Raw genomic sequence first — 11,034 nt, 5'->3', positions numbered from 1 at the left:
CCGGGCACCGGCACCCCGGCCTCGGCGAGCGTCTTCTGGATGATGTCCTCGTTGCTCACGGCGTCGGCGAAGGACAGCGAGCCGTAGCCGAGCGAGGAGGTGGAGGCCGAGTAGCCGGCCTGGACGATCTTGCCCTCGGCATTAAGGCCCAGATACACCGTGGGGGTGTTCGTGGACCCGTCGGAGGGCTCGGCCGTCAGCGTCACGCGGGCCTCGGTCTTGATGGGGTTGCCCTCCTCGTTCACCTCGCGGGAACTGGACACCTGGGCGCCGTGCTGCAGCTTGTCCACGGCCTCGTCCTGGGTGAGGCCGAGAAGGCTGGGGAGCTGGGGAGCGGAGCCGGTTTTGTTAGGGGCTGCGGCGGGAGTGGAGTTGATTTGAGGGGTATCGCGCTCGGGCTCTGATGAAGCGATGGGTGATGAGGCGGAGTCGCTTTCGGCGGTGGGGTCAGATTCGGCGGCGTTGTTTTCCTGAGGTGTTGCTTTGTCGTCGGAGCGAGATGGTTCCTCGTGAGTGTTGCTCGCAGGCGAAGTGGCGTCTTTGTTGTCTGCGATTCTCGTGTCCGTCGACCCTGTGCTTGGAAGATCGACACTGTTGTGAGACGTCAGGGCGAAAGTGCCTGCCGCGATGAGAGCCAAAGCGATTGTTGCGGCTCCGATGATAAAACCGCGCCGATTTTTCCTCGGTGCGGGCGCGACGACGGAAGTTGCCTCTACGGGGGTAGGGGAATGATGCGGTGAGGGCATTGCCTGGGTGTGTTCGGACGCATAGGCTTGGTGAGGGTTGAGTATGCGAGTGGCCTCGGATGCGGTGTTTGGGGCGGGGGAGAGCACCTGGGTTGTTCCCGCGATCGCGTTGAGAGGCATTGTGGCAGCGGAGGGGTGCGAGGTGGTTGCGCCGAGGGCGCGACCCATGGCCTCGGCAGATTCGAAGCGATCTTTGGGATGTTTGGCGAGCGCCTTCAGAATGGCGGATTCCAAGGCGTCGTCGATGTTCGGATTAACTGTCTTCGGAGTTACGGGCTCTGCGCTGACATGCTGGAAGATGATGCTAATAGGGTCGGGCCCTTGAAACGGAGGTTGTCCTGTAGCGGCCTCATAGAGCACGGCGCCGAGTGAATACAAGTCGGTTGCCGCGGTCGGTTCCTTGCCTCGGGCTTGCTCGGGTGCTAGGTAGTGTGCGGTTCCGATGATGGTGGAGGTCTGCGTCATGGTGGCGCCCGCGACCTTCGCGATGCCGAAGTCCATGACCTTGATGTTCCCGTCGGGCAAGACCATGATGTTCTGCGGCGTAATATCGCGATGTATGATGCCGTGCTGATGGGCGACTGAAAGCGCCTGACAGACCTGAGCTCCCAGTTCGCGCACCATCTGGGGAGCAAGTACGCCTTGACGGGCGATCGTTGTGCGCAGATCGTGCCCGGAAAGCATTTCCATGACCAAATAACACTCGTCGTCTTGCTGCCCCCAGTCGTGGATGCTGACGATGCGGGGGCTCTGCAGGGACGCGGCGGCCGTGGCCTCCTGGCGGAAGCGCTGGGCGAAGGCCGAGTCGCCGGCGTACTGCGGCAGCATCAGCTTGACGGCCACCCTGCGCCCGAGCACCGTGTCCTCGGCGGCCCAGACGGCGGCCATGCCCCCGACGCCGATCCGCTCTTTCAGGAGATAGCGGCCTCCCAGTATCCTCTCGCCCATGCTCCCACGCTCCCTGCGCTCTCGCCTCCCGCGGCCCCGGGGCGCCGGCCCCGCACGGGCCGCGGCCGTGTCCTCTCGACGCGCCATCGTACCATTTCGGGGGGGGGTGGCAACTTTCCCGCGGGATCCTGCGTTGGACGGTCGCGCCGAGGGGCTGGGGGCTACTGCATGGAGCTGAGCGGCGAGTTCCCGTGGTACAATCGCGCCGTGGTGCTTCGCCATTCGGGCGGCTTCGAGTGATTGGAGTCGCTTATGGACACAGAAACCGTTACGGCGCTATGCGAAATCCTCTTGGTCGTGATCGGCATCATCGGCCTTGTGCTGGTGAAGAGGGAATGACGAACAGCAGAACTTGGAGATGAAGAAGCCCCGCGCAGCTTGGACACTTAGCGGGGCCTAAACCCAAAAAGCAATGCTGCCCGACTTGGCGGGGCACCGCTTCTTTCGCATTCTAGCACGATCGTTTTCTCCTATCAACGATGCGGTGCGCTGCGTTGCGCTGTTCGAAGCGGTGGCCGCATGTTTGGAAGGGGCGTGTGCGTCGCGCGGAGCCAACTGCGGCTGACTTTACGAGGGTTCTCGGTTATCCCTGCCGCCAAGTTCTCGTGCTCATCTGCGTTGAGCCTCTATAATATCGTCAGGATCAATCGAGGAGGGATGGTTTATGGTTGATGGAAGATACGAAGGGCCCGTGCTATACACAGACGAGCAGCTCGAGGCCCTCGATGGTCACTGTGAGCGCTTTTTTTGGGTCGCCAGAGAGGGTTTTTTACGAGTTAATGTCTTTTGACATTCATGTGGATGTACCGGTTGTGCCGCCGACAGACGCACGTCCGTGGATCACGTTGGTCACCCAGGGCGCCGGAGCCCGTGTGATGAACGCTCCCGACGGATTGGATCCAGAAGAGTGGGGCCGTGCAGAATATCTCATCTGCCTTCCTCCCGATTGGGGTTCGTTCGAGAAGGCATACATGGGGGATTTCAGTGAGACGGCCTACTGGCCTATTCGACTGCTGAAGACCTTGGCGCGCCTTCCCATTAATGAGGATGGGTGGCTTGGCTGGGGGCACACGGTCGATAATGGTCAGCCCTTTGCCGACGATACCGAATTGTGCGAATCGCTGCTGCTTGGTCCGTACTCGTTTGACGAGGGCTCTGCTTTTTGCGCGCTGCCCGATGGTGGGCGTGTCGCATTCTACCAGGTAGTCCCTTTGTATCGAGAGGAAGGCGACTACGCGGTGGCCCATAATGCCGACGCGCTGATCAATTGTCTGTCAGATGTAGTGGAAGATTGTGTGGACATTCATCGGCCGAACTGCTGCAAGGAGCCCGAAAGCGCCTGATTCGGTCAAGGATTTCAAGTTGTTCTGCGGCGACCGCTGCGCAAACGTGCGAGAAGCCGCGCGGTGGCGGCTTCTCGCGAGGGGAGGGCTGGGGCTGGCGCGTCGGGTTGCTGCTGGGCTCCGCGACCTGTTTCGTTTTTGCGGCCCGCGCCCGTGCGCGCTGCGCTACGCCTGCTTGAGGTAGTCCACCATGGCCCGAGCCGCCACGCGGCCCGAGGCGATGGACAAGCCCGAGCATGAGCCGCCCACGGCGTAGTAGGGCGAGCAGAACAGGCTGCCGTTCTCCACGCCGCCCACGTAGAGCCCCTCGATGGGGTTGGAATCGGCGTCCAGGGCGCGGCACAGCTCGTCGGTGCGGGGGCCGCCGAAGGTGTTGAAGGCGCTCGGATTGTACTCGAAGGCGTAGTAGGCCGCCGAGTCGTCTTGGATGGGCTGCAGGAAGGCGGGGTCCTTCAGGAACAGCGTGTCCTTGCCCGCCGCCACGCAGGCGTCGTACTCGGCCACGGTCTCGGGCAGGGCGGAGAGCCCCGTCGTTTCGGCCAGCTCCTCCAGCGTGGCCGCCTTGAAGCACCAGCCCTCGTCGATGGCCGCGGCCAGGTTCGCGTCGAAGTCGGGCAAGGGGGCGTTGAACATGGTGGCCGCCGAGGTCCACACGGCCGGTGCCCCGATGCTTTGGTAGTAGGGCGCGTCCTTCATGGCGTTCACGGTGTTCTCGCTGAAGATGGCGTAGTAGCGCTTCTCGTGCAGGGTGGCCTCGCCGCCGCCGTTCATGGGCTCCTGGGCCAGCATGTACTCGTTCATGAAGCGCTTGCCTGCCGGGTCGGTCAGAAGGCCGCCGTAGAAGGCCAGCTGCATGAAGGGGTTCGCGTCGAACACCGAGATGGTGCTCTTCTCGTTCATGCCGTAGATGTCGTTCATGCCCATGCCGCGCACGCGCTCGGCCACGCCGCCGGCCTCAATGACGATGCGCTCGCCGTCGCCGGTGTTGTTGAGCGAGCCCATGTTCACCACTTTGCAACCGCCGTATTCCGCGGCCACCTTCTCTTCGTTGGCCAGATATCCACCGGTGCACACGAGCACGGCCCTTGCGTTCACGTTGATGATGTCTGAGCCGCTCTCGCACTGAACGCCCGCGGCGCGGCCGTCTTCCATGAGAATGTGGGTGACCGGCGCGTCGTAGAGGAATTCCACGCCGAGCGCCGTCAGGCCCTCCTCGAAGTTCACGCCCTTGTTCTTGCCCGTGAAGCCGTGCACGTTCAGGAAGCCGAAGTTGTAGCGGTCGCCGAGCACCATGGTCTCCACGCCCATTTCGTCGAAGATGTCGATGTTGCTGGGCAGCAGGCTCACGCACTGGCGCAAGAGGCGCGCGTTCACCGTCCAGTGGGCGTAGTTGATCATGCGATCGTACATATCGTCGACGGTATAGGTCTCGCCAGCGGCCTTGAGCGCGGCGGTCTCCACCGAGGCGGTACCGGTGATCTCGTTGAAGTTGGAATCCGTGGCGTTGCCGCTCTTGGTGACCACGAGCACGCTGTTCGCACCGGCCTTGGCGGCCTCGTAGGCGGCGAAGCAGCCGGCCGCGCCCGACCCGACGATCACGATATCGGCGTCGCGGGTGGCGGTGGGTTCCTTCAGGGTCGTCTCGCCGGTATCGGCCAGCTCATCGGCACTCGGCTGGCCCGCGGGCGCGCAGCCGGTGAGGCTGGCCGCCCCGGTAACGCCGAGCAACGCGGCGGCGGTCCCGGCCAGGAAGTTGCGGCGGGTCAGTGCGAAAGATGTGATGTTGTCGTTCATGGGGTCCTCCTTTTCCCTCTCTCGGACGGCCCCAGTCTAGAAGCGCCAGCGGTGCTTTGGGAAATATCCTTTTGCTCGATAGTGAGAAGCAGTGCTTATAGATGCTGGTCATCGATGAAATCGAGGAACTTTTCCAGGGCTGGGTTCTCGTTGTGGGCCAGGTGCGCCCAGCCGATTTCCAGCGAGGCGCGGTAGCCGCGCACCTCGCGGGCGATGTATTCCCGATCAAGTGAGGCGATCACGCTGGCGGGCACCGCCTCGATGCCGAGGCCCAGCGTCATCATCATCCAGGCGATGCCCTGGTCCTCGGCCCGCAGCAGAGTCACTTCGGGGTGGTCGGCGAGGTGGGGATAGGTGGCCCTCGCCAGCTCGTCGCCGGGCGCGTCGGCGACGATATGGGGGTAGGGGAGAAGGTCGCTCACGGTCAGATCGCTCTTGGTTGCCAGGGGGTGGGCCTCGCTCATGATGATGGACAGCGGTTCGCGGGAGGCATGGGCAAAGGCCAGGCCCTCTTGGTCGGTGAAGGCGCACGGGGGCGCCGGCGCCACATCGTAGGCGCCGCTGCGCAGCTGCTCTTCCTGGATGCGCGACAGGGCGCGGCGCAGGTTGATGCTGATTTCGGGATAGGCGCTGCGGAAACGGTCGATTACCCGGAAGGTGCTCAGTTGCCCCGAGCTGGCCACGCCGATGCTGATAGACCCTGCCTGTCCGTGGGCGATGGCGGCTGCGTGTTGGTCGGCTCGCCGCAGCGCGTCCAGCACGTCGGCCACGTCGCGGTAGTATTGCCGCCCGGCCGCCGTCAGCTCCACCCCCTTGGTGCTGCGCGAGAACAGCGCGAAGCCCAGCTCCTTCTCGAGCGCCTGGATCTGCTGGCTGATCGCCGGCTGCGCCACGTGGCATCGCTCCGCCGCCTTGGTGAAGCTCAGCGTGTCGGCCACGGCGATAAAGTACTCAAGCTGAGACGTGCGCATGGGGGTCCTTTCGTCGGGTGTACCAGCCAGCATACCCGATGTGGCGTTCGGGACGCACGCTTTCCGCCCATGCCGGTGGCCGAAACCTCGTCCGCTTCCTCATTCCCCGATTTGGGCGACGGAATCTCTCCCGGTCAGTTGGGTGCTTTGCGCGCGGTGTCTCAGCTGACTCTAGGGAGGGGGTATGTGTTTCGATTCGAGTTGGGCCGCATCCCCGGCAGCGAGCGGTAAAATCACGATTTTCAGAACGAGTCGCGGCAATTTCCCTGACTTATAAACGATAAACGATAGTAGAATACTGAAATCTCGCAATATAGAAGCGGTGTTGTTCTGAAAAACGCATATTTGCGCTGCTGGCGTCACTGCGGTGCGACTGAGTGGGAAGAAGTGGCTGGGGTACTAGGATTCGAACCTAGGTAGCTGGTACCAAAAACCAGAGTCCTGCCGTTGGACGATACCCCAGTGCCGAAACGAGGCGCGAGCGTTGGGCTGCCGCGGCCATCGAAGGCGGTGCGGCGAAAAAGTGGTGGGCCCTGCGGGGATCGAACCCGCGACCTTGGGATTAAAAGTCCCCTGCTCTACCGACTGAGCTAAAGGCCCGTCGCTTCACGCAAGAGTGTAGTTTACCGCTCGGACCCTCTGCGGTCAATGATGCAATCGGCGGCGCGCCGCCATCGGAGCACCCTTGCGCGGGCATATTGCAGATTGATAGCGATGCGGTGGTGATTGCCGGGCCTGCGCGGGGCAACTGGTAAACTGGGGTGCGAACATCAGATTTGGCGGCCGGCGCGGTCGTCATACCCTTGGGAGGCAATCATGCTGCACGCCCACCACGAATCGGTCCGCCCCCATCTGCTGGAAGGGGGCTTCGGTCTGGAGAAGGAGTCCCTGCGCATCGACGGCGGCGGCTTTCTGGCCCTCGGCTCCTGCGACTTCGGCGACGACGGGCACATCGTGCGCGACTTCTCCGAGAACCAGGTGGAGGTGAACACGCCGGTGAATCCCACCCCGGCTGCGGCTATCGCCTCGCTGGAGCACTACAACGCCTCGGTGCAGCGCACTTTGGCCGCCCTGCCCGAGCGCGAGCTGTTGTGGCCGTTCTCCAACCCGCCCTACATCCTCAGCGAGCGCGACATTCCCATCGCCGAGTTTCCCGAGGAAGAGGCCGCGAAGACGGCCTACCGCGAGTACCTGTCCGACCGCTACGGCCGCTACAAGATGGCCTTCTCGGGCATTCATTTGAACTACTCTTTCGCCGACAGCCTCCTGCGTGCCGACTTTGCGCTCGCGGGCCGCGATGACTTCGACACCTACCGCGATGATCTGTACGTGCGCCTGGCCGAGAACTGCGTCACTTGGGGCTGGATTCTCACGGCGGTCATGGCCGCCAGCCCCGTCATGGATTCCTCCTACGTGGAGAAGGGCAAGATCGGCGGCGACCTGTTCCAAGGGCTGGCCACGGTGCGCTGCTCAGAGCTGGGCTACTGGAACTTCTTCGCGCCGGTGCTGGACTACACGAGTGCCGCCACCTACGCCGACTCCATTCAGAGCTACGTGGACGACGGCATGCTGCGCTATCCCTCCGAGCTGTACTATCCCATCCGCCTGAAGGGCTTCGGCCCCTACAGCCTGGACAGCCTGAAGGAGGGCGTGAGCCACATCGAGCTGCGCATGGTGGACTTGAACCCGCTTGTGCGCGCCGGCATCGACGAGCGCGACGTGCTGTTCAGCCAGCTGTTCTTGGTGTGGGCCGCCTCCACGGAAGGCCCGCGTCTCACGGCGAAGGACCAGGTGCAGGCCGTGCAGAACTTCAAGAACGCCGCGCACTTCGACCTGAAGACGGTGAAGATCGTGATGCCCGACGGCAGTGCGCATTCGGTGGTGAAGTCCGCGAAGAAGGTGATCGACCGCATGGAGGAGTTCTATGCCGACTTCGGCGAGGAGGTGGCCTCCTGCCTGGCCTTCCAGCGTCGCAAGTTCGACGAGCCCGAGACCCGTTACGCCTGGAAGATCCGCGAAAAGTTCGGCCAGGGCTTCGTCGCCCGCGGCCTTCAGCTCGCCCGCCAGCGCCAGCGCGAGTATCTGGGGGAGTAGGGAAGCTTGCATCCCTTTCGGGGCTGTGCTATCATTCCCTCTTGCCGACAAGGCGGCGGCGCTCTTGGCAGCGCGATAATACCTGGCGGCTCCGGTTGATCTCCGAGAGCTGCGCGGCTCGACCGCAGGCCTGACAAGCAGGTCATTTCTAAAGCCAAATCCGCTTTTTGGTTTTTTACGCCCTTGTGCAAAATTCTCCTTTCAATTCTCTTGCGCTTTTGCTACTATTTCGTGTTGCTGCTTTATCAGTCCGCTTGGAGGAGCAACTTTTGGCTAAAGAAGATGTAATCGAACTCGAGGGCACGGTGCTCGAAGCCCTGCCCAACGCGATGTTCAAGGTGGAACTTGAGAACGGTCACACCATTCTCGCCCACATTTCCGGCAAGATGCGCATGCACTACATCAAGATCCTGCCCGGAGACCGTGTCACGGTGGAATTGTCGGTCTACGACCTCAACCGCGGCCGCATCACCTACCGCTTCAAGTAGTTTCCCAGACGGCCCGATCGGGCGCACGCTCCCGCGAAGACTCGGATCCTTCGCGCGGGGTCACAGCTGAGAAAACAATCGCCAGCGGCTGGGCGTGCACGTATAGAACGATCCGCATACCGAAAGGAAAGTGATATGAAGGTACGTCCTTCGGTCAAGAAGATGTGCGACAAGTGCAAGATCATCCGACGCCATGGCAAGATCCTCGTCATCTGCGAGAATCCGCGCCATAAGCAGCGTCAGGGCTAGGAAGAAAGGACTCTTAAGAAACATGGCACGTCTCGTTGGTGTCGATCTTCCCCGCAATAAGCGCATTGAGATCGCCTTGACCTACATTTACGGCATTGGCCTCACTACGGCCAAGCAGATCATCGCCGAAACCGGCGTGAACCCCGACACTCGCGTGAAGGACCTCTCCGAGGAAGACCTCGCGAAGCTGCGCGACTACATCCAGCAGAACCTCAAGGTCGAAGGCGACCTGCATCGCGAGGTTTCGCAGAACGTGAAGCGCCTCATGGAGATCGGTTGCTATCGCGGCCTGCGTCATCGTCGCGGCCTGCCCGTTCGCGGTCAGCGCACGCACACGAACGCTCGTACCCGCAAGGGTCCGCGCAAGCAAATCGGCGGCAAGAAGAAGTAGTGAGGTAAGCAAACCGTGGCTAAGAAGCAAGTACGTACGCGCATCAAGCGCTCCGAGCGTAAGAACATTGCCGTGGGCGCCGCTCACATCAAGTCTACGTTCAACAACACCATCGTCTCCATCACCGATCCCCAGGGCAACGTGATCTCCTGGCAGTCCGCGGGCACCGTGGGCTTCAAGGGCTCTCGTAAGTCCACGCCGTTCGCCGCGCAGATGGCCGCCGAGGCCGCCGCGAAGACGGCTATGGAGCACGGCCTGAAGAAGGTCGCCGTCTTCGTGAAGGGCCCGGGCTCCGGTCGCGAGACCGCTATCCGTTCCCTCCAGGCTGCCGGCCTCGAAGTGGCCTCCATCCAGGACTGCACTCCCATCCCGCACAACGGTTGCCGTCCCCGCAAGCGTCGTCGCGTGTAACTGAAAGGATCGTACATTATGGCAATTAATAGAACTCCGGTTCTTAAGCGCTGCCGTCAGCTGGGCATCGATCCTGTGGTGCTCGGTTACTCCAGCAAGAAGGAATCCATCCGCCAGCCGAAGCGTCGCCGCAAGGAGAGCGAGTACGCCATGCAGCTGCGCGAGAAGCAGAAGGCCAAGTTCATCTACGGTGTGCTCGAGAAGCAGTTCCGTGGTTACTTCAAGCGCGCCAAGTCCATGCAGGGTCAGACCGGTGAGAACCTCATGACCATCCTGGAGACCCGCCTCGACAACGTGGTCTTCCGCCTGGGCTTCGCCCGCACCCGCAAGGAAGCCCGCCAGATGGTGACCCACGGCCACATCTGCGTGAACGGCCGCCGCGTGGACATCCCGTCCTTCCGCGTGCGCGCCGGCGAGCTCGTCTCCGTGGCTCCCAAGGCCAAGGAGCTTCTCGTCGTGAAGAGCGCTCTCGTCTCCAACGAGCGCGTGCAGGTGCCCGCCTGGCTCGAGATCGACATCGAGAAGCTGCAGGGCAGCGTGCTGTCCCTCCCGACGCGTGACCAGATCGATCTGGACATCAACGAGCAGCTCATCGTCGAACTGTACTCGAAATAATCGCGGCTCATTAAGGAGGCTACTCACACATGACAGAGTTCATGAGGCCTACAGTTACTACGGAGGAAGTCAACGACACCGTTGCCCGTTACATCGTCGAGCCGCTCGAGCGCGGCTATGGCAATACGCTGGGCAACTCCATGCGTCGTGTGCTGCTCTCCTCGCTGGACGGGGCGAAGGCCACCGCTATCCAGATCGAGGGCGTGCAGCATGAGTTCACCACCGCCGAGGGCGTCATCGAGGACATCACCGACATCGTGCTGAACGTGAAGGGCTTGGTGTTTTCCCAGGTGTCCGACGAGGCCGACGAGGCGACCGCGCATGTGTTCGCCGAGGGTCCCTGCACGGTGACCGGTGCCGACCTGGAGGTGCCGGGCCAGTTCAACCTGGTGAACCCGGATCATGTCATCGCCACGGTGGCCGACGGCGGCCAGCTGGACATGACCATCCGCATCGGGGTGGGCCGCGGGTACGTGTCCGCCGAGCGCAACAAGCGCACGGAGGATCCCATCGGTATCATCCACGTGGACTCGCTGTTCTCGCCGGTGCGTCGCTGCACGATGAACGTGACCGACACCCGCGTGGGCCAGCGCACCGACTACGACAAGCTGGTTCTGGAAGTTGAGACCGACGGCTCCATCGACCCCACCGAGGCGGTGTGCCGCGCGGCCAACATCATCAACCAGTACATGGGCGCGTTTTTGTCTCTGGCCGCCACGGGCGAGGAGGAAGAGGGCGAGGCCCCGTCCATCTTCGCGCCGGAGGGCCAGGAGTCCAACGCCGAGTTGGACAAGCAGATCGAGGATTTGGACCTGTCGGTTCGCTCCTACAACTGCCTGAAGCGCGCGGGCATCCACTCCGTGCGCCAGCTCGTCGAATTTTCCGAGAACGACCTGCTGAACATTCGGAACTTTGGTGCGAAGTCCATCGAGGAAGTGAAGGACAAGCTCATTTCCATGGACCTCAATTTGAAGCTTTAGGAGA

Annotated in this window: 11 protein-coding genes and 2 tRNA genes; 8 read left to right on the top strand and 5 right to left on the bottom strand. The window is 62.5% G+C overall.

Annotation, left to right across the window (positions count from 1 at the left end):
* Positions 1 to 1,694 (bottom strand): protein kinase domain-containing protein (locus tag G503_RS16715; RefSeq protein WP_051190986.1); only part of this gene is annotated, 1,694 nt, incomplete at its 3' end.
* A gap of 779 nt (positions 1,695 to 2,473) precedes the next feature.
* Between G503_RS16715 and G503_RS0106170 the strand changes: the two genes are divergently transcribed.
* A complete protein-coding gene (locus G503_RS0106170; protein WP_169628147.1) occupies positions 2,474 to 3,037 on the top strand; it encodes a suppressor of fused domain protein in 564 nt (187 codons plus the stop codon).
* A gap of 165 nt (positions 3,038 to 3,202) precedes the next feature.
* Here the strand turns inward: G503_RS0106170 and G503_RS0106165 are convergent, their stop codons facing one another.
* The 4 genes from G503_RS0106165 to G503_RS0106150 all read right to left on the bottom strand — a co-directional run bounded on the left by G503_RS0106165 (position 3,203) and on the right by G503_RS0106150 (position 6,402).
* On the bottom strand, positions 3,203 to 4,831 hold the full coding sequence (locus tag G503_RS0106165) for an FAD-binding protein (protein WP_028026886.1): 1,629 nt from the start codon (positions 4,829 to 4,831) through the stop codon (positions 3,203 to 3,205).
* Between the two features lie 95 nt (positions 4,832 to 4,926).
* Complete coding sequence (locus G503_RS0106160; protein WP_028026885.1) at positions 4,927 to 5,802, bottom strand: LysR family transcriptional regulator; 876 nt, start codon at positions 5,800 to 5,802, stop codon at positions 4,927 to 4,929.
* A gap of 388 nt (positions 5,803 to 6,190) precedes the next feature.
* Positions 6,191 to 6,264: transfer RNA gene (locus G503_RS0106155), tRNA-Gln, on the bottom strand.
* Positions 6,265 to 6,326: 62 nt separating this feature from the next.
* A tRNA-Lys gene (locus tag G503_RS0106150) sits at positions 6,327 to 6,402 on the bottom strand.
* 216 nt (positions 6,403 to 6,618) lie between these two features.
* On the opposite strand from G503_RS0106150, the gene G503_RS14050 reads away from it, so the two are divergent.
* The 7 genes from G503_RS14050 to G503_RS0106115 all read left to right on the top strand — a co-directional run bounded on the left by G503_RS14050 (position 6,619) and on the right by G503_RS0106115 (position 11,030).
* On the top strand, positions 6,619 to 7,896 hold the full coding sequence (locus tag G503_RS14050; RefSeq protein WP_035022053.1) for a hypothetical protein: 1,278 nt from the start codon (positions 6,619 to 6,621) through the stop codon (positions 7,894 to 7,896).
* A 269-nt stretch (positions 7,897 to 8,165) separates the two neighbouring features.
* Complete coding sequence (gene infA, locus G503_RS0106140) at positions 8,166 to 8,384, top strand: translation initiation factor IF-1 (RefSeq protein WP_016309306.1); 219 nt, start codon at positions 8,166 to 8,168, stop codon at positions 8,382 to 8,384.
* Between the two features lie 135 nt (positions 8,385 to 8,519).
* Positions 8,520 to 8,633 (top strand): 50S ribosomal protein L36, encoded by a 114-nt coding sequence (rpmJ, locus tag G503_RS0106135; RefSeq protein WP_016309305.1) that lies wholly within the window; start codon positions 8,520 to 8,522, stop codon positions 8,631 to 8,633.
* Between the two features lie 22 nt (positions 8,634 to 8,655).
* On the top strand, positions 8,656 to 9,024 hold the full coding sequence (gene rpsM, locus G503_RS0106130; RefSeq protein WP_028026884.1) for a 30S ribosomal protein S13: 369 nt from the start codon (positions 8,656 to 8,658) through the stop codon (positions 9,022 to 9,024).
* Between the two features lie 15 nt (positions 9,025 to 9,039).
* The gene (gene rpsK / locus G503_RS0106125) at positions 9,040 to 9,435 is read left to right on the top strand and encodes a 30S ribosomal protein S11 (protein WP_028026883.1); all 396 of its coding nucleotides are present in this window, start codon (positions 9,040 to 9,042) and stop codon (positions 9,433 to 9,435) included.
* An 18-nt stretch (positions 9,436 to 9,453) separates the two neighbouring features.
* On the top strand, positions 9,454 to 10,050 hold the full coding sequence (rpsD, locus tag G503_RS0106120; protein ID WP_028026882.1) for a 30S ribosomal protein S4: 597 nt from the start codon (positions 9,454 to 9,456) through the stop codon (positions 10,048 to 10,050).
* A gap of 29 nt (positions 10,051 to 10,079) precedes the next feature.
* Complete coding sequence (locus G503_RS0106115) at positions 10,080 to 11,030, top strand: DNA-directed RNA polymerase subunit alpha (protein ID WP_028026881.1); 951 nt, start codon at positions 10,080 to 10,082, stop codon at positions 11,028 to 11,030.
* The last annotated feature ends 4 nt before the right edge of the window (positions 11,031 to 11,034 follow it).

The sequence above is a fragment of the Adlercreutzia mucosicola DSM 19490 genome, assembly GCF_000422625.1.
Taxonomy (GTDB): domain Bacteria; phylum Actinomycetota; class Coriobacteriia; order Coriobacteriales; family Eggerthellaceae; genus Adlercreutzia; species Adlercreutzia mucosicola.
The sequence above is the reverse complement of the archived record's forward strand: the minus strand, read 5'-3'. Positions and strand labels throughout refer to the sequence as shown.